We start from the raw sequence: 19551 nt of genomic DNA on the forward strand, positions 1-19551 counted from the left end.
TCTCGGAGCGGCTTCCGGAAGTACGCGAACGTCCGGCCCGGTCACCCGTGTGGCCGGGCCGTTCCGTACGGAGGTCCGGACGGGCCCCGGGCGCCGTCGGGCCGGGCACGAGGCGCGGCGGGCGCTCTCCGGCGGGCCGGCTCCGGTGGAGGCCCGGGAACCAATAGGGGCCCGAGCGCGTACTCTGGGTAGTACAACGACTGTCCCCGAGGCGGCACCCGAACCCGAGATCTCCCTGCGAGAGCAGGGGTGAACCGGCGGGCCGGTGCCCCGGGAACCCCGCAGTAGGGCGGCGCGCCCCCCGCGTCGGCCCCGCACCGAGGAGAAGAACCACTGGGCAAGCGACAGCCCGAAGGCCCGCCGCCCGCACCGGCAGTGCAGCGCATCCGACTGCGCTACACCAAGCGCGGCCGCCTCCGGTTCACCAGCCACCGTGACTTCCAGCGTGCCTTCGAGCGGGCGCTGCGCAGAGCCGAGGTGCCGATGGCGTACTCGGCTGGCTTCACGCCGCACCCGAAGGTCTCGTACGCCAATGCCGCACCCACCGGCACCGGCAGTGAGGCCGAATTCCTGGAGATCGCCCTCAGCGAGGCGCGTGACCCCGAGACGCTGCGCAAGCTGCTCGACGAGTCGCTCCCCGACGGGCTCGACATCACCGACGCGGTCGAGGCACGCACCTCGGGCCTTGCCGAGCGGCTGACCGCCTCCGTATGGGAACTGCGCCTGGACGGCGTCGAGTTCGACGAGGTCGAGCGTGCCGTGGCCGCCTTCACCACGGCCGGAACCGTGGAGGTCCAGCGCCGCACCAAGAACGGCGTACGGACCTTCGACGCCCGCAGCGCCGTGGCCGGTCTGCGGGCCGTCCGCCCGGAGCCCGGCGCGGACGCCGGATCCACCGGAGCCGGCGACGCCGAGCCGGTCAATAGGCCGGGGGGTGAGCGCTGTGCGATACTGCGGCTGGTTGTTCGGCACGTGACACCTGCTGTGCGACCCGACGACGTCCTGTCCGGTCTCCGCGTTGTGGCCGACCTCGCGCCGCCGGTCCCCGCAGCGGTGACCAGGCTGGCGCAGGGGCTCTTCGACGAGGAGTCCGGCACGGTGACCGACCCGCTCTCGCCCGACCGCGAGGCAGCCCCGGCCGCTCCACCCACGGCCGCCGGAACCGCCACCCACCGGCTTCCCGCCGACGGGACACCCGCGACGGTGTGAGACGGACCTCCCCGGCCCCCGGGCCTCGGAGGCGGTCCCGCCGCGTAAGGACCAGTCGTCGTAGCGCAGCCCTCGTATCCGGGAGCCACCTGGGTCGGGCAGCGCACTGACCAGAAGACTTTCGCCAGGCCGTACGTACATCGCGTAGGGAACCGGCGAGCCAGACATCAGCTCCCGTGCGGCGCCCGCGCCCCGGACGAGCGGAACCGCGTATCTGACGCGGACCGTGCCGGACCGGACACAGACGCGGCGCCCGGGAGCGTGACGGGAGAACCGCCCGCAATGCTTGAGTCGAACGATTCCGGTACCACCGGAGCGAACGAAGAGAACAGTCCCAGCGACACGCTGCCCCCGCGCCGTCGGCGCAGGGCCGCGTCGCGCCCCGCAGGCCCCCCGGCAGGTGCGCGCGACGCCACCGCCGAAGCGGCCGAGACGGTGACGCCGGCCATACCGGCCGCGGAGGGTACCGCGGCCGGCTCCGACGCCGGTGAGACGGCGCCGCCCGCCCGCCGCCGCGCGACCCGCAAGGCGACCGCACCCGCAGGCCCCGCCGGGGCAGCGGAGGCCGCGACCACCGAGGCCGTGTCCGCCGCACCGGCGTCCGTCGACGCGGTGAGCGCCGAGCCGGCCGCCGAAGCACCGGCCGCCGAAGCACCCCGTGGCCGTGCGCGCCGCCGTGCGTCGGCCCCCGCCGGCGCACCGCAGGCGGACGCCGCCGCGGCACCGGCAGAACCGGCCGGAGAGGCGGCGCCCACGCGGTCCCGCCGCCGTGCCACCCGGTCCACCGGCGCGCCGGTGGACGAGCCGCAGACCACCCAGGCCGTCGTGGCCGCTGCTGAGCCGGAGGCCGCTGTGGCGGAAGAGACCGTGCGGAACGCCGATTCGGGCGAGTCCGCCGCGACACAGGACGCCGCTCCGGCGCGTGCCCGCCGCCGTGCGACCCGTAAGGCCACCGCGCCCGCTGGTGCGCCGAAGAGCGCCGAGACCGAGGCCGGCACGGACGCCGCCGGTGCCGGGGAGACCGCCCCGTCCGCCGGCTCCGGCGAGCAGGCCGAGGCCGCGCAGGACGCCGCTCCGGCGCGTGCCCGCCGCCGTGCCACCCGTAAGGCCACCGCGCCCGCCGCAGCCGAGCAGCCCGCCGCCGAGCAGGCTCCGGCCGCCGAGGCCGAGGCTCCCGCAGCTGAGGCGCCCGCCGCCGAAGCGCCGCGTGGCCGTGGCCGGCGCCGTGCCACCTCGCCCGCCGCCAGCCCGCAGCCCGAGGCCGCCCAGTCCGAGGCCGCTCAGCCCGAGGCCACGGGCGAGAGCCTGCCCGAGGCCGTGGCAGAGGTGCTCGCCGATGAGACCGAGGCGGCGCCGCGCGGACGCAAGCGCCGCAGGGCCGAGTCGCCGCAGTTCACCGCTGTCGCCGACAAGGAGAAGGACAAGGGCCAGGAGAAGGGCCGGCGTTCCGCTGAGCCCGCCGAGGCCCCTGAGCCCGGACGCTCGCGCCGCCGCGCGCAGCGCCCCGCCGTGGCCGTTTTCCAGGCCCCGGTCTTCGCCGAGCCGATGTTCCAGACGCCGGAGACCGCTGCCGCGGCCGCCGCCGCACGGCCCGTGGAAGAGGCCGATGAGGAGGACGCGGCCGCCGTCGACGAGACCGCCAAGGCGCCCGAGCCGGCCGAAGCGCCGCAGGGCGGCACCCGCGGCCGTCGCCGCCGTCGCCGGGGCGAGTCCGCCGAGGCCGAGAAGGCCCCCGAGCAGCAGCCGGCCGCTCCCGCCGCCGCGCAGCCCGTGGCCGACGAGCCCGAGGCCGAGGAGCAGTCGGCCGACGACACACAGCAGGGCGACGAGTCCGACGAGTACGGTGACCGGCCCTCGCGCCGCCGTCGCCGGGGCGGCCGCCGCCGCCGTCGCGGTGAGTCCGGGGACGCGGACGACCACGACAACAACGGGCACCACGACACCAACGGCCACCACGACCGTGACGACGCCGAGGCGGAGAGCGCGGACGAGACCGACACCCACGAGGGCTCAGGCTCCGCGGGCGGCGACGAGGAGGACGACGACCACGCGGCCTCCGGGTCCAGCAGCAGCCGCCGTCGCCGGCGCCGCCGCCGTCGCAGCGGTGACGCGGGCACGGACGCCGACGCCGTGGCCGACGACCCGGAGCGTACGGTCGTCAAGGTCCGGGAGCCGCGCAAGAAGGAAGCGGCCGAGCGTGAGCCCGGCACCGGCTTCGACGAGGTCCAGTCCATCAAGGGCTCCACCCGTATGGAGGCGAAGAAGCAGCGCCGCCGCGAGGGGCGTGAGCAGGGCCGCCGCCGGGTCCCGATCATCACCGAGGCCGAGTTCCTGGCGCGCCGCGAGGCCGTCGAGCGCGTGATGGTGGTGCGCCAGCACGGCGAGCGCACCCAGATCGGTGTCCTCGAGGACAACGTGCTGGTCGAGCACTACGTCAACAAGGAGCAGGCCAGCAGCTACGTCGGCAACGTCTACCTGGGCAAGGTCCAGAACGTCCTGCCGTCGATGGAGGCCGCGTTCGTCGACATCGGCAAGGGCCGCAACGCCGTCCTGTACGCCGGTGAGGTCAACTTCGAGGCGCTCGGCATGGCCCACGGGCCGCGCCGTATCGAGACCGCGCTCAAGTCGGGCCAGTCGGTCCTCGTCCAGGTGACGAAGGACCCGATCGGCCACAAGGGCGCCCGGCTGACCAGCCAGGTCTCGCTGCCCGGCCGCTACCTGGTGTACGTGCCCGAGGGCTCGATGACCGGCATCAGCCGCAAGCTGCCCGACACCGAGCGGTCCCGGCTGAAGACCATCCTCAAGAAGATCGTCCCCGAGGACGCCGGTGTCATCGTGCGCACCGCCGCCGAGGGTGCCAGCGAGGACGAGCTGCGCCGTGACGTCGAGCGGCTCCAGGCGCAGTGGGAGGACATCGAGAAGAAGGCGAAGAGCGGCGGCAGCAGCAATGCCCCGACGCTGCTCTACGGCGAGCCCGACATGACCGTCCGGGTCGTCCGCGACATCTTCAACGAGGACTTCTCGAAGGTCATCGTCAGCGGTGACGAAGCCTGGGACACCATCCACGGCTATGTCGCCCACGTCGCCCCCGACCTGGCCGACCGGCTCTCGCGCTGGACGTCCGAGGTCGACGTCTTCGCGACGTACCGCATCGACGAGCAGCTGATGAAGGCGCTGGACCGCAAGGTCTATCTGCCCAGCGGCGGCTCGCTGGTGATCGACAAGACCGAGGCGATGGTCGTGGTCGACGTCAACACCGGCAAGTTCACCGGGCAGGGCGGCAACCTGGAAGAGACCGTCACCAAGAACAACCTGGAGGCGGCCGAGGAGATCGTCCGCCAGCTGCGGCTGCGCGACCTCGGCGGCATCGTCGTGGTGGACTTCATCGATATGGTGCTGGAGTCCAACCGGGACCTGGTGCTGCGGCGCCTGCTGGAGTGCCTGGGCCGGGACCGTACGAAGCACCAGGTCGCCGAGGTCACCTCGCTCGGCCTGGTCCAGATGACCCGCAAGCGGGTCGGCCAGGGGCTCCTGGAGTCCTTCTCCGAGACCTGTGTCCACTGCAACGGGCGCGGCGTCATCGTGCACATGGAGCAGCCGACGTCCCCCGGTGGCGGTGGCAAGCGCTCCAAGAAGCGCGGCCGCGGCGGCGCGGGCGGCGATCACGAGCACACGGCCGACCACGAGCACATCGCGGACCACGGTCACGACGAGGCGCACGGCCATGAGGCGGACACCGAGTACGTCGATGTCGTCCCGGTGCCGGACGAGCCGGAGAGCTTCGTGCCGGACGAGGAGCTGTACAGCAGCCCCGCCGAGGCGGAGGCGGCCGCCACGCGCAGCCGTGGCCGCCGCAGGGCGACCCGCAAGGTGACGGCCCCGGCCGGCGCCCCGAAGGGCGCGCAGCCGGAGTCCGGAGCCGCTGTCCAGGAGCCGGCCGCGGAACCCGTCGCCGAGCCGGTCGCCGAGCAGCCGGCCGCTCCCGAGCCGGTCGCCGAGCAGCCCGCGGCCCAGCAGCCCGCCGCTGAGCCGGTGGCCGAGCCCGAGCCCGTCCAGGAGGCCGCTCCGGCCCGTGGGCGCCGCAGGGCGACCCGTAAGGCCACGGCTCCTGCCGGTGCGCCCAAGGCGGCCGACGAGACCGCGGAGATCGTGGTCGACGAGGCCCCGGCCGCCCCGGTGACCGAGGAGCCGCAGGCCCCCGCCGAGCCGGCCGCCGAGGCCGCACCGCCGCGGGCCCGCCGCAGGGCGACCCGTAAGGCCACCGCCCCCGCGGGCGCGGCCGACGCGGCGGTCGTCGTGGTCGAGTCCCCGTCGGACGAGGCCCCCGCGGCGGAGCCCGAGGCACCGGCCAAGAAGACGGCCGCGCGCAAGACGGCCAAGAAGGCGCCCGCGAAGAAGGCGGCCGCCAAGAAGACCGCGGCGAAGAAGACCACCGCGGCCAAGAAGACGACGGCCAAGAAGGCGACGAAGAAGACCGTCGCCGCCGAGGACCAGTCGTCGTCCGGAGTCACGGCCTCCACGGAGGACTGACCCGGGCCGGCCCCGCCGGACGCAAGGTGCGGCCCTCCTCCGGGAGGGCCGCACCTCTGTCCGTACGCCGGGTGTCCTGACGGAATCCGGCCCCCGCCAGGGGCCGGTTTGACCCCCTGGATCCGGCCCCGTAGCCTTACCCCTCGGCGTGTTTCCTGTGCGCCGCCCCTCTGAGCAACTCCCTCCTGGCTCCGCCGGGAGAGGCCGCTCGTCCAATCCGGATCGTCGCGGGTCCCCGGACCCGTGTGAGCGGCTGGCATCAGAGGGCCGATTCCGAGCGAAAGAGAGATCCGCGTGTACGCCATCGTGCGCAGCGGTGGTCGTCAGCACAAGGTTGCTGTCGACGACATCGTTGAGGTTGACAAGATTCCCACCGCCAAGGTTGGCGACACGGTCGAGCTCTCGACCCTGCTCGTGGTCGACGGTGACGCGGTCACCAGCGACCCGTGGGTGCTTGCCGGTATCAAGGTCCAGGCCGAGGTCGTGGATCACCACAAGGGCGCGAAGATCGACATCCTTCGCTACAAGAACAAGACCGGCTACCGCCGTCGCCAGGGTCACCGCCAGCAGTACACGGCGATCAAGGTCACCGGTATCCCCGCGGCTGCGAAGTAAGGGACTGAGGAGACATGGCACACAAGAAGGGCGCATCGTCCACTCGGAACGGGCGCGATTCCAATGCTCAGCGGCTCGGCGTGAAGCGCTTCGGCGGTCAGGTCGTCAACGCCGGTGAGATCCTGGTCCGCCAGCGCGGCACCCACTTCCACCCGGGCACCGGCGTCGGCCGTGGCGGCGACGACACGCTGTTCGCGCTGAACCCCGGTTCGGTCGAGTTCGGCACGCACCGCGGCCGCAAGGTCGTGAACATCGTTCCGGTCGCCTGATCTCTGCACAGGCACAGCCTTAGGCTGCCGTAGAGCGATCTGTCGAGGGCGGACCAGGTTTCCCGTTGCTTACGGGAAGCCGGTCCGCCTTTCGCGTGTTACAGCTAAGACAATTCCGTATGTTTCTGGAGGCACACCCATGACCACCTTCGTGGACCGCGTCGAGCTGCATGCCGCCGCGGGTAGCGGGGGCCACGGCTGCGCCTCCGTACACCGTGAGAAGTTCAAGCCGCTCGGCGGACCCGACGGCGGCAACGGCGGGCGCGGCGGCGACGTCATCCTCGTCGTCGAGCAGGCGGTCACCACGCTGCTCGACTACCACCACAGCCCGCACCGCAAGGCCACCAACGGCCAGCCCGGCGCCGGTGACAACCGCTCCGGCAAGGACGGGCACGACCTCGTGCTGCCCGTGCCGGACGGCACCGTCGTGCTGGACAGGGACGGGAACGTCCTCGCCGACCTGGTCGGCCAGGGCACCACCTTCGTCGCGGGCCAGGGCGGCCGCGGCGGCCTCGGGAACCACGCGCTGGCCTCGGCCCGCCGCAAGGCGCCCGGCTTCGCGCTGCTCGGTGAGCCGGGGGAGTCCCGGGACATCGTCCTGGAGCTCAAGACCGTCGCCGACGTGGCGCTCGTCGGCTACCCGAGCGCCGGCAAGTCCTCGCTGATCTCGGTGCTGAGCGCGGCCAAGCCGAAGATCGCCGACTACCCGTTCACCACGCTCGTCCCCAACCTCGGTGTGGTGACGGCCGGTTCGACCGTCTACACCATCGCGGACGTCCCCGGTCTGATCCCCGGCGCCAGCCAGGGCAAGGGCCTCGGCCTTGAGTTCCTGCGGCACGTCGAGCGCTGCTCGGTGCTCGTGCACGTGCTGGACACGGCGACCCTGGAGTCGGACCGCGACCCGCTCTCCGACCTCGACATGATCGAGGAGGAGCTCAAGCTGTACGGCGGCCTGGAGAACCGGCCCCGCATCGTCGCCCTCAACAAGGTCGACATCCCCGACGGCCAGGACCTCGCCGACATGATCCGCCCGGATCTGGAGGCCCGCGGCTACCAGGTCTTCGAGGTGTCGGCGGTGGCCCATCTGGGCTTGAAGGAGCTGTCGTTCGCGCTGGCCGGCATCATCGCCGACGCACGCGCCGCGAAGCCGGCGGAGGAGGCCACCCGGGTCGTCATCCGCCCGAAGGCCGTCGACGACGCGGGCTTCACGGTCAGCTTCGAGGAGGAGGAAGGCGTCTACCGCGTACGGGGCGAGAAGCCCGAACGCTGGGTCCGCCAGACCGACTTCAGCAACGACGAGGCCGTCGGCTACCTCGCCGACCGGCTCAGCCGCCTCGGTGTCGAGGACCAGCTGATGAAGGCCGGTGCCCGTGCGGGCGACGGCGTGGCCATCGGTGCCGAGGACAACGCGGTCGTCTTCGACTGGGAGCCGACGATGATGGCGGGCGCCGAGATGCTCGGCCGCCGTGGCGAGGACCACCGTCTTGAGGCGCCCCGCCCCGCGGAGCAGAAGCGCAGGGACCGGCAGGCCGAGCGGGACGAATCGGACAAGGAGTACGACGAGTTCAAGCCGTTCTAGGTCCCGTTCGGACAGGTCCCGTCAGAACCGCGCAGGTTCTGACGTCACCACGCAGCAAGGCCCGGAGGCCCGGGAACGCCGACGCGTTCCCGGGCCTCCGGCTGTTCCGGGCCATCGTGCCGGGCGATTTCCGCGATCTTTTCCCGAAAGTGCACAACCGATGGTTGCCATCGGATGTCTTGCCAGTGGGTGGATGACCAACCACTCATGAACGCGGGCCCGCGATGTCATGGCGGGGGTTGTGTGCACGGGCCCGGAGCTACGGAAGCGGAGTAACGGGGCAGATGAAGATCTCCTTCCTCATCCACACGGTCTACGGGATCGGCGGCACGATCAAGACCACACTGAACCTTGCCGAGGAGCTGGCCGACCGGCACGACGTGGAGATCGTGTCGGTCTTCCGGCACCGGGAGATACCGCTGTTCCGGATCGACTCCCGGATCACCGTCGTCCCCCTGGTCGACACCGATCCCGCCTCGATGGCCAATGAGCTGGAGCACCCGCTCCACCAGCAGCCCTCGCAGTGCCTGCCGTCGGCCGAGGCGCGTTTCAGGGAGTACAGCACCCTCAGCGACCAGCGGGTACGGGACCACTACGCGACATCGGACGCGGACGTCGTCATCGGCACCCGCCCCGGCCTGGTGGCGTACGTCGCCCAGTTCGCCCCGGCCGGAGCGGTGCTCGTCGGCCAGGAGCACATGACGCACAACCACCACAAGCAGGCCCTGCGCTCCCAGCTGTACGAGCACCTGGCCGCGCTCGACGCCTTCGTGACCGTCTCCGAGGGCGACGCGGCCGTGTACCGGGAGAAGATGCCGCTGCCCGCGACCCGGGTGCTTTCGATCCCCAACAGCGTCCCCGAACCGCCGGTCGCGCCGTCCGACGGCAGCGGCACCACCGTGGTCGCCGCCGGGCGGCTGGCGCCCGAGAAGCAGTACCAGGTGCTGGTCGACGCCTTCGCCGATGTGGTCGCCGAACGCCCCGACTGGTCCCTGCGGATCTACGGCGGCGGCGCCGAGCGCGCCAAGCTCAGGGAGCGGATCGACGCCAGGGGCCTGCACAACCGGGTCCATCTGATGGGCCCCCACTCACCCATCGAGCCCGAGTGGGCCAAGGGCGCCATCGCCGTGTCCACCTCCCGGCACGAATCCTTCGGGATGACGCTGGTCGAGGCGATGCGCTGCGGGCTGCCCGTGGTCTCGACGGACTGCGACTACGGCCCCCGCGAGATCATCGAGGACGGCGTGGACGGGCTTCTCGTGCCCGTCGGCGACAGCGCCGCGGTCGCCGCCGCGCTCCTGAAGCTCATCGGTGACGAGGAGCTGCGGCACCGGATGAGCGCGGCCGCGCTGGCCAACGCCCGCCGCTTCGACCCCAGTCAGGTCACCAAGCAGTACGAGGACCTCTTCACCGAGCTGCGCCCGCAGGCCGCGACCCGCGCCGGCCGGCCTGCCTTCGCACCGGAGGCGGACTGCGTGGTGCGGCCGGACGGCGAGCTGACCGTCACGCTCGTACCCGGCCGCGACGGCCCGCAGGCGTACGACGGGCTGCGGCTGCTCTGCTCGCGCACCGGCGACCGAGGCGACCAGCGCTCGTACGCCTTCGACGCGCGGGGTGTCGCGGTCGTCCCGGCCGGCGGCGAATTCGCCGAGGGCGTCTGGGACTTCTACGCCGAGGCGGCCGGCTCGGGGCGACGGGTGAGGATCGCCGCACGCTCCGTCGACCAGCGCGGCCCGCTGCGCGCGGAGGGCGGCGAACGGGTACGCAACCAGGTCGCCTACCGGCTCAAGGACAAGGGCTTCCTGACCATGCGTAGCTGGAACCGGCCCGCGCACGCCGAGGCCGGAGACATCGTTGTCGACGGCACGCGGCTCACCGTGTCCGGACGGCTGCTGGGGGCGGCCGCGCCCTCCGGCGACCCGGTCCTGCTGCTGCGCCGCCGCGGCGGCGCGGGTGAGGAACTCTCCTTTCCCGGCAGCCGCGAGGGCACGGACGGCTTCCGGGTCGCATTCCCGGCCGGTGGTCCCGCGGCCCGCCAGCTCACCAGGAACGACTACTGGGATGTGTGGCTGCGGTACGCGCCGCAGGAGCCCCCGGTCAAGGTCGGCCGGATACTCGACGACGTCGTGGACAAGAAGGGCGTCTACTCCTACCCGCCGTCCCTGGTGCGCAAGACGAGGCCCTGGGGCGCGCTCCGCAAGGCCGTACGCAAGGTCCGCGGCAGGCCCAAGCAGTGGGTCAGGGTGCGGCCGTACTACACGGTGAGCAACGACCTGGCCCTCACCGTGGCGGACGTCCAGCCATGAGTTACCCTCGCACCCTGTGGCGTCGGTCACTCACAGTGGCTGGGAGGATCCCAGTCACTTTCCTGCCCTTAGGGTGAACAGGCGGTATCGCAAGGGTTGTGGAGGCTTGGCGTCCACCTTGCGAGACGGTCACGGAGAGTGCGACCATCACACCGTTCCCTCGTCATCGCAAGGTAGGTCGTCTGTGTCTGTGCAGCACAAAGCAACCAAGCCCCGGACTACAGCAGTCGTTCTCGCCGGTGGTACTGGCCAGCGCGTGGGTCTGTCGATCCCCAAGCAACTGCTGAAGATCGCCGGGAAGGCTGTGATCGAGCACACCCTGACGATTTTCCAGCAGGCCGACTCCATCGACGATGTGATCGTGCTGATGGCCCCGGGATACGTACCGGAGGTCGAGAAGATCGTCGCCAAGTCCGGTCTCACCAAGGTGACCCGGGTCATCGAGGGCGGTACCACCCGCAACGAGACCACCGAGCGCGCCATCGCGGCCCTCGGCGAGGGACTGGCCGACGGCGAGGACCGCAACGTCCTCTTCCACGACGCCGTGCGCCCGCTGCTGTCGCAGCGCGTGATCAAGGACTGTGTGGACGCGCTGGAGCGCTACCAGGCCGTCGACGTCGCCATCCCGTCCGCGGACACGATCATCGTGACCCGTACGCACGGCGAGGACGGCGAGTTCATCACCGAGGTCCCGGACCGCTCCCGGCTGCGCCGCGGCCAGACACCGCAGGCGTTCAAGCTCTCCACCATCCGCCGGGCGTACGACGTCGCGGCCGGCGACCCGAACTTCCAGGCCACCGACGACTGCTCGGTCGTGCTCAAGTACCTGCCGGACGTGCCGATCTACGTCGTCGCGGGCGACGAGTACAACATGAAGGTCACCCAGCCCGTCGATGTCTTCATCACCGACAAGCTGTTCCAGCTGGCCTCCACCGCCGCCCCGGTCCAGGCCGACGAGGCCGCCTACCGTGAGCTGCTGACCGGCAAGACCCTGGTGGTCTTCGGCGGTTCGTACGGCATCGGCGCCGACATCGCCACGATCGCCGAGTCCTACGGCGCGAAGGTGTACGCGCTGGGCCGCTCCACCACCGGTACGCACGTCGAGAACCCGGAGCACGTCGACGACGCGCTCTCCAAGGCGTACGCGGAGACCGGCCGGGTCGACTACGTCATCAACACCGCGGGCGTGCTGCGCATCGGCAAGCTGGCCGAGACGGACAACACGACCATCCAGGAAGCGCTGAACGTCAACTACCTGGCGCCGGTGCAGATCGCGCGCGCCTCGTACAAGTACCTGGCGGAGACCAAGGGCCAGCTGCTGCTCTACACCTCCAGCAGCTACACGCGCGGCCGCGCCGAGTACAGCCTGTACTCCTCCACCAAGGCCGCCATGGTGAATCTCACCCAGGCCCTGTCCGACGAGTGGGCCGGCGACGGTGTCCGGGTCAACTGCGTCAACCCGGAGCGCACGGCGACCCCGATGCGCACCAAGGCGTTCGGCCAGGAGCCCGAGGGCAGCCTGCTCTCATCGGAGGCCGTGGCCCGCACCTCGCTCGACGTACTGCTCTCCGAGCTGACCGGCCACGTCATCGACGTACGCCAGCAGGACCCGACGCGCGACGCCAGCGCTGAGGCGTCCGGGTTCGAGCAGGCGCTGGCCTCAGTGCTGGACCGTCAGGAAGATGTGTAATACTTCCCTGGCATAAGTGGACGTTTCTTTTCGGGCCTCTGTGATCGCGTCGCGCGAATCGCAGAGGCCCGAATGCGTGAAGCCCGGCCTTCACAATTTCCCCAAATAAAGCCTCCGGTGAAATCCCCGGATCACATCCCACCGAATCAAATACCCCGAGCCAGTACCCACGTCAGTACCCTCAGAATAAAACCGGCACCCCCTGGAGCAGGTTCTTCGTGATTTCGACCGCCATTCGACTGGCGCGCGTAGGCAGCCGGTCCGAGCTGATCGCCGCAGCCTTCATGGGGCTCAGCTACCCGTGCGTGATGATCGCAGCGCTGATCCCCAATATCTGGTTCTTCGCCGCGGCCACCTTCGTGACCTATGTGTCCGACTGGTTCCTGCACCAGCGCCGCAGCTACCTCATCAACCGCCTGGCCAAGGTCAGGGCCGGCCTGTCGATCCGCTTCCTCCTGCGCGAACTGCTGCTTATTCTGCTGCTTGCCCGCCTTCAGCTCGCCGAGCAGACTGTCTACTACGCCGCCGTCGCCTGCTTCCTGCTCTTCTACGGTCTGCAGGCCGCGCACGGCACACTGACCACCCTCATCAGGCTGCGCCGCACCATGCCGGTGGTCACCCGCAACGTCGACCTCGGCGCCATCCCGATCCCCGGCCCGCCGCCGCGCAGGCTGCTGAACCGGGCCGCCGAGAAGATGCTCCACCTGGACGCCTTCGCGATGGTCGGCCTGCTGATCGCGGCCAAGACCGGCACCGACGACTTCGGCTACCTCGGCATACTGATCACGCTGGTCCTCGGCGTCCTCTACATCGCCGTGCTCGTGCCGTTCATCCTCAAGGGCCGCCGCGTCCCCTCCGCCGCCGCGGTGCTCGCCGGGCTCGACGGCTGGCTGCGCGAGTACCGGCCGACCGTCGCCCTCTACTTCTCGGGCTCCAGGGACTCCGCCTACCAGGTGAACATGTGGCTGGAGACGATGGCGCAGACCGAGGGGCGCCCGCTGATCATCCTGCGCGAGCGTGCCATCGTCTCGCAGCTCGCCTCCACCGCGGTGCCCGTGGTGTGCGTGCCCGGCGGTGTGCACCTGATGAACATGGATCTCTCCACCGTGCGCGTCGCCCTGTACGCGGCGAACGTCGGCAAGAACATCCACATGCTCCGCGTCCCGACCATCAAGCACGTCTTCATCGGGCACGGCGACAGCGACAAGCTGGCCAGCGTCAACCCGTACAGCAAGGCGTACGACGAGGTGTGGACCGCGGGCCGGGCCGGCCGTGACCGTTACGCGCTGGCCGACGTCGGGGTGCGCGACGAGGACATCGTCGAGGTGGGCCGCCCCCAGCTGGCCCCCATCGAGAGCTGGACCGGCACCCCGAAGCAGCAGATCCCGACCGTGCTGTACGCCCCCACCTGGGAGGGCTGGGACGACAACCCGGGCAACACCTCGCTGCTGCTCGCCGGGGAGAACATCGTCAAGCGGCTGCTCGGCGCCGAGCAGCCGGTCCGGGTGCTCTACAAGCCGCACCCCTTCACCGGCACCCGCAGCGCGCAGGCCAAGGCGGCGCACCTGCGGATCACGGCCATGGTCGAGAAGGCCGCCGCCGACCGCGCGGCCGAGCCACGCTGGACCGAGCAGGCAGCGGCCGGCGCGGCCGACCGGGCCGCCGCCCAGGCCGAGCTGACCCGTATCGAGGCCAAGCTCGACGAGCTGGCCGCACGTGGCCCGTCGGGCGCCGACGAGTCCGAGGAGTCCCGCGCCTCGCTGGCCGACCCGGAGCGCGAGGACGAGACCGCGGCCCTGCGCACCGAGTGGAACCGCGCCTACTGGCGGACCTTCGGCTACTGGGAGCACCGCGTCATCACCGGCGGCCGGCCGCATCTGTACGACTGCTTCAACGAGTCGGACGGCATGGTCTCGGACATCTCCAGCGTCGTCTCGGACTTCATCGCGAGCGGCAAGCCGTACGCCGTCACCGACTCGGCCGAACTGGGCGCCGACGAGTTCAAGCGGCAGAACACCGCCGTACGAGCCGCCGTGATCCTCTCCAACACCGCCAAGGAGATCGACCAGCTGCTCACGGCGATCACCGAGTCGTCGGCCGACCCGCTGGCCGACGCCAGGCGGGAGCTGAAGCAGTATCTGCTCGGCCCCGACGAGCCGACCTCGATGGAGCAGTTCAACGCGGCGGTACGGGCGCTCACGGCCAAGGCCGAAGCGCGCAACGCGGCCGTCGCCCAGCGCACGGGCGCCACCGAACCCGAGGGCTCACCGGGCCTGAACGACTCGGACGCCACCCGGGTCGACTCAGCGGTCGGCGACTGACAAGACCTCAGTCCGATCCTCCCGTACGGCCGTTCGCGCCCCTCGCGCAGACGGCCGTACGGCGTTGTCCTTACGGTTTCGCAACGCGGAAATGGATAAAATCCCACAGGACGGATCAAGCCAGACGACTGCTCGCAAGGGACACACAACGTGAAGGCTCTCGTCCTTTCCGGCGGTGCGGGCACACGCCTGCGCCCCATTACCCACACCTCGGCCAAACAGCTCGTGCCGGTGGCCAACAAGCCTGTGCTGTTCTACGGGCTGGAAGCCATCGCCGACGCGGGCATCACCGATGTCGGCATCGTCGTGGGGGACACCGCCGAGGAGATCCGTGAGGCCGTCGGGGACGGGTCCCGGTTCGGTATCAAGGTCACCTACATCCCGCAGGAGGCACCGCGCGGCCTGGCCCACGCGGTGCTCATCTCCCGCGATTTCCTCGGTGACGAGGACTTCGTGATGTACCTCGGTGACAACTTCATCGTCGGCGGCATCACCGGTCTGGTCGACGGCTTCCGTGCCTCACGCCCCGACGCCCAGATCCTGCTCACCAAGGTCCCCGACCCGACGGCGTTCGGCGTGGCCGAGCTGGACGGCGAGGGGCGCGTCGTCGCGCTGGAGGAGAAGCCGGAGGTCCCCAAGAGCGATCTCGCGCTCGTCGGCGTCTACCTCTTCACCCCGGCCGTGCACGAGGCCGTCCGCTCCATCGGGCCGTCCGGGCGCGGTGAGCTGGAGATCACCCACGCCATCCAGTGGCTGATCGACCAGCGCAAGGACGTCCACTCCACGACGATCTCCGGGTACTGGAAGGACACCGGCAACGTCACGGACATGCTGGAGGTCAACCGCGCGGTCCTGGAGACCGTCGAGCCCTGCGAGGACGGCACGGCCGACGAGAACTGCGAGATCATCGGGCGGGTGCGGATCGAGAAGGGCGCCCAGGTCACCCGCAGCCGTATCGTGGGCCCCGTGATCATCGGTGCCGGCACGGTGATCAGCGACGCGTACGTCGGTCCGTACACCTCGGTCTCCGAGGGGTGCAGGATCGAGGACAGCGAGATCGAGTACTCCATCGTCCTGCGCGACTCCTCGATCACCGGGGTCCGCAGGATCGCGGCCTCGCTGATCGGCCGGGGCGTCGAGGTGACGCCTTCGCCCCGCAGCCCAGCAGCCCACCGACTCGTCCTCGGCGACCACAGCAAGGTGCAGATCTCTTCATGACACACAGGATTCTGGTGACCGGCGGCGCCGGCTTCATCGGCTCGCACTACGTCCGTACGCTCCTCGGCCCCCAGGGCCCGGGCGATGTCACGGTCACCGTGCTCGACAAGCTCACCTACGCGGGCAACCCGGCCAACCTCGACGAGGTCAGGGACCACCCCGGGTTCTCCTTCGTGCAGGGCGACATCTGCGATCCGGCGCTGGTGGGCGGGCTGATGGCGGAGCACGACCAGGTGGTGCACTTCGCCGCCGAGTCCCACGTCGACCGGTCCATCGACGGCGGCGCCGAATTCGTACGGACCAATGTGGTCGGCACCCACACCCTGGTCGACGCCGCGCACCGGGCCGGCGTCGACACGTTCGTGCACATCTCGACGGACGAGGTGTACGGCTCGATCGACGAGGGCTCCTGGCCCGAGACCCACCCGCTCGAACCCAACTCGCCGTACTCGTCGGCCAAGGCGTCCAGCGACCTGATCGCGCTCTCCTACCACCGCACCCACGGCCTGGACGTCCGGGTGACCCGCTGCTCCAACAACTACGGGCACCACCACTTCCCGGAGAAGGTCATCCCGCTCTTCATCACCAACCTGCTGGACGGCAGGCCCGTCCCGCTGTACGGCGACGGAGCCAATGTCCGCGACTGGCTGCACATCGACGACCATGTGCAGGGCATCGAGCTGGTCCGTACGAAGGGCCGCGCGGGCGAGGTGTACAACATCGGCGGCGGCACCGAGCTGTCCAACAAGGAGCTCACCGGGCTGCTGCTCGAAGCGTGCGGGGCCGACTGGGACACCAGCGTCGAGTACGTCGCCGACCGCAAGGGCCACGACCGCCGGTACTCGGTGGACTGCGCCAAGATCCGTACGGAGCTGGGGTACGAACCGCGCAGGGACTTCGCCGACGGGCTCGCGGAGACCGTGCAGTGGTACCGCGACAACCGCGCCTGGTGGGAGCCGCTGAAGGAGCGCGCGGCGCTCGGCTGACCCGCAGGGTGGGGTGGGCGGAGAACACCGGACGTACCGGAGAACGACGACGCAGTCAGAGAACAGGTGGAACATGAGCGGCAGTTGGCTGGTCACCGGGGCGGGCGGGATGCTCGCCCGTGACCTCCTCGTACGGCTGGCGGAGGACGGCACAGCGGCGGTCGGCCTGGACCGCGCGGCGCTCGACATCACCGACCCCCGAGCCGTCCGCACCGCACTGGCGGAGCACCGCCCGGCGGTCGTCGTCAACTGCGCGGCCTGGACGGCGGTCGACGACGCCGAGTCCAAGGAGGACCAGGCGCTCGCCGTCAACGGCACGGGCCCCCGGGTGCTGGCCGAGGCGTGCCGGGAGAGCGGCGCCGTGCTGCTCCAGCTCTCCACGGACTACGTGTTCGCCGGTGACGGCAGTGAGCCGTACGCGGAGGACGCCCCGGTGGCCCCGCGCAGCGCTTACGGCCGCACCAAGCTGGCCGGGGAGCAGGCCGTGCTGAGTGTGCTGCCCGAGCGCGGATACGTGGTCCGCACGGCCTGGCTGTACGGGGCGGCAGGCGGCAACTTCGTCCGGACGATGGTCCGCCTCGAAGCCGTCAAGGACACCCTGGACGTGGTGGACGACCAGCGCGGCCAGCCCACCTGGACCGCCGACCTGGCGGATCTCCTGGTACGCCTCGGCGCCGGCGCCCTGGCCGGGACCGCGCCCGCGGGTGTCTACCACGGCACCAGCGGCGGTGCGACGACCTGGTTCGGGCTCACCCGGGAGATCTTCCGGCTGCTCGGTGCCGATCAGGCGCGGGTGCTGCCCACGACCAGCGAGGCGTTCGTGCGGCCGGCGCCGCGCCCCGCGTACAGCGTCCTCGGGCACGACCGCTGGGCGGCGGCGGGGATCGAACCGCTCCGCGAATGGCGGCTCGCGCTGGCCGACGCGTTCCCGGCGCTGGTGGCGGCCGAGCGCTCCTGATCCGCCGGTGCGGGTGATGGTGTGCGGCGATTTTCGTAAATGTTCTGCGGCTCTTCGGGATGAGTGGACTCAGAATGTTTAACAGCCGCTTAAAACAGCACCGACGCTTTCGCAGCCCGGCGCTCATGAGGTAGCTTCGCCGGGGATCGGACCGGTTGTTATTTCCGACGAAGGGCGCTCCCTGTGAACCGCCATGAATTCCTGCGCGGCATGCACCGCATATACCGTCCCCGCACCTATCTGGAGATCGGGGTCAATGACGGTCGTAGTCTGGCGCTTTCCCGGGTGCCTTCCATCGCGGTCGACCCCGCGTTCAAGGTCGTGACATCGATCAGCTGTGACGTGCACCTGGTCAAGCAGACGAGCGACGCGTTCTTCGCCCGGAAGGACCCGCTGCTGCACCTGCGGACCGGGCGCAACCCCTTCCGTGCCCTGGCCCGCCGGGACCCGCTGGGGCTCGTGGGCGCCGAGCCGCGCCTGGAGCTGTCGTTCATCGACGGCATGCACCTCTTCGAGTTCGCCCTGCGCGACTTCATGAACGTCGAGAAGCACGCCCGCTGGAACAGCGTGATCGTCCTGGACGACATGCTGCCGCGCAACGTCGACGAGGCCGCCCGCGACCGGCACACCGGGGCCTGGACGGGCGATGTCTACAAGGTCGCCGAGGTGCTGCGGCGGTTCCGCCCCGACCTGCTGGTGGTCGAGGTGGACACCAAGCCGACCGGCGTGGTCGTGGTCTTCGGCGCCGACCCGTCGAGCACCGTACTGAAGCAGAACTACGAGTCCATCCTCGCGGAGTACGTCACCGATGACCCGCAGGACGTCCCGGAGGCGGTGCTGTCGCGCAAGCGCGCGGTGGCGCCCGATGCGCTGCTCGGCGCCGGCTTCTGGCCCGGTCTGATCCGCGCCCGCAACCTCAACCGGCCGCGCTCCGCCTTCGCCGGTCTGCGCCGGCAGATCGAGCGCGTCGCCGGCTGACCGCGCACCGGACGGCGGCCGTGCCCCTGCCCGGGGTACGGCCGCCGTCCGGTGGGCGTGTCCTTTGTGTCTTTTGTGTCCTGTGCGTGGGGAAGCCGCGCGGCGTATCAGTCGCGCAGCTTCTCGGCGTACGCGACACAGTCCGCGTACGAGGGCAGCAGCCCCTGGGCCTCGGCCTCGGCGAGTGTCGGCGCCGCCGCGTCCTTGTCGGAGAGTAGCGGGGTGACGTCCGCGGGCCAGTCGATGGCCAGGTCCGGGTCGAGCGGGTGGATGCCGTGCTCGCGCTGCGGGGCGTACCCGGTGGAGCAGAGGTAGACCACGGTGGCGTCGTCGGTCAGCGCCAGCAGGGCGTGCCCGAGCCCTTCGGAGAGGTAGACGGAGCGGTGGTCCACGTCGTCCAGCCGTACGGCCTCCCACCGCTTGTACGTGGGTGAGCCGACCCGGATGTCCACGACGACGTCCAGAATGGCGCCGCGTACGCACTTGACGTACTTGGCCTGGCTCGGCGGCACATCGGCGAAGTGGATTCCGCGCAGGGTGCCCTTGCGGGACACCGAGCAGTTGGCCTGGGCGAGCCGCAGGCTGTGGCCGGCCGCTTCGGCCAGATCGGGCTCCTTGAACCACTCGTGGAAACTGCCGCGGCTGTCCGGGAAGACTTTCGGCTCATGCACCCAGGCTCCCTCGATGGCGAGCTGCCGCATCAGATCACGTCCTTGTCTGCATTTTCCGCTGCCGGGACATCGGGAATCCATGGGGGATTTCCCGGGTGGCCGGGCGGGGTGAGGAATTCCCGCGGGCGCCGGGCGGCGATTCTATCGGGAACGGAGGAGATCGCTCCGGCTGCCCCCGCCGTGTGCGGAATGTGAAGTTCCGTTATGGCGGCCCGCGGTGG

General features: G+C 70.8%; 13 protein-coding genes. 12 read left to right on the forward strand and 1 reads right to left on the reverse strand.

Annotated features, from left to right (window positions below; all coding sequences use genetic code 11):
• Positions 1-375 precede the first annotated feature (375 nt).
• From OG510_RS25775 to OG510_RS25830, 12 genes are all read left to right on the forward strand, one after another.
• Entirely contained in the window at positions 376-1209 is an 834-nt protein-coding gene (locus tag OG510_RS25775; RefSeq protein WP_406139896.1) for a TIGR03936 family radical SAM-associated protein, read from the forward strand.
• Between the two features lie 282 nt (positions 1210-1491).
• Positions 1492-5739, forward strand: a complete 4248-nt coding sequence (locus tag OG510_RS25780; protein ID WP_406139897.1) for an Rne/Rng family ribonuclease — start codon at positions 1492-1494, stop codon at positions 5737-5739.
• Positions 5740-6033: 294 nt separating this feature from the next.
• Positions 6034-6354, forward strand: coding sequence for a 50S ribosomal protein L21 (rplU, locus tag OG510_RS25785; RefSeq protein ID WP_164265538.1), 321 nt, complete (start codon positions 6034-6036; stop codon positions 6352-6354).
• A 14-nt stretch (positions 6355-6368) separates the two neighbouring features.
• Positions 6369-6623 carry a 50S ribosomal protein L27 gene (gene rpmA / locus OG510_RS25790; RefSeq protein ID WP_164265539.1) on the forward strand — a complete coding sequence of 85 codons (255 nt, stop codon included), beginning with the start codon at positions 6369-6371 and terminating at the stop codon, positions 6621-6623.
• 139 nt (positions 6624-6762) lie between these two features.
• Complete coding sequence (obgE, locus tag OG510_RS25795) at positions 6763-8202, forward strand: GTPase ObgE (protein ID WP_406139898.1); 1440 nt, start codon at positions 6763-6765, stop codon at positions 8200-8202.
• Positions 8203-8486: 284 nt separating this feature from the next.
• Positions 8487-10508 carry a glycosyltransferase gene (locus tag OG510_RS25800; protein WP_406139900.1) on the forward strand — a complete coding sequence of 674 codons (2022 nt, stop codon included), beginning with the start codon at positions 8487-8489 and terminating at the stop codon, positions 10506-10508.
• Positions 10509-10692: 184 nt separating this feature from the next.
• Positions 10693-12198 (forward strand): SDR family NAD(P)-dependent oxidoreductase, encoded by a 1506-nt coding sequence (locus OG510_RS25805; RefSeq protein WP_406139901.1) that lies wholly within the window; start codon positions 10693-10695, stop codon positions 12196-12198.
• Positions 12199-12416: 218 nt separating this feature from the next.
• Positions 12417-14519, forward strand: a complete 2103-nt coding sequence (locus tag OG510_RS25810) for a hypothetical protein (protein ID WP_406139902.1) — start codon at positions 12417-12419, stop codon at positions 14517-14519.
• 150 nt (positions 14520-14669) lie between these two features.
• The gene (locus tag OG510_RS25815) at positions 14670-15737 is read left to right on the forward strand and encodes a glucose-1-phosphate thymidylyltransferase (protein ID WP_406139903.1); all 1068 of its coding nucleotides are present in this window, start codon (positions 14670-14672) and stop codon (positions 15735-15737) included.
• Positions 15734-16723: a dTDP-glucose 4,6-dehydratase gene (gene rfbB, locus OG510_RS25820; protein ID WP_406139904.1), complete on the forward strand. Its 990-nt coding sequence runs from the start codon at positions 15734-15736 to the stop codon at positions 16721-16723. Before OG510_RS25815 ends, rfbB begins: the two co-directional genes overlap by 4 nt.
• Positions 16724-16796: 73 nt before the next feature.
• Positions 16797-17681: a dTDP-4-dehydrorhamnose reductase gene (rfbD, locus tag OG510_RS25825; RefSeq protein ID WP_406139906.1), complete on the forward strand. Its 885-nt coding sequence runs from the start codon at positions 16797-16799 to the stop codon at positions 17679-17681.
• Positions 17682-17864: 183 nt separating this feature from the next.
• The gene (locus OG510_RS25830; protein ID WP_406139907.1) at positions 17865-18659 is read left to right on the forward strand and encodes a class I SAM-dependent methyltransferase; all 795 of its coding nucleotides are present in this window, start codon (positions 17865-17867) and stop codon (positions 18657-18659) included.
• Between the two features lie 107 nt (positions 18660-18766).
• On the opposite strand, the gene rfbC is transcribed toward OG510_RS25830, so the two are convergent.
• Complete coding sequence (rfbC, locus tag OG510_RS25835; RefSeq protein ID WP_406139909.1) at positions 18767-19360, reverse strand: dTDP-4-dehydrorhamnose 3,5-epimerase; 594 nt, start codon at positions 19358-19360, stop codon at positions 18767-18769.
• Positions 19361-19551 lie beyond the last annotated feature (191 nt).

It is taken from the genome of Streptomyces sp. NBC_01089 (assembly GCF_045162975.1).
Taxonomy (GTDB): Bacteria; Actinomycetota; Actinomycetes; order Streptomycetales; family Streptomycetaceae; genus Streptomyces.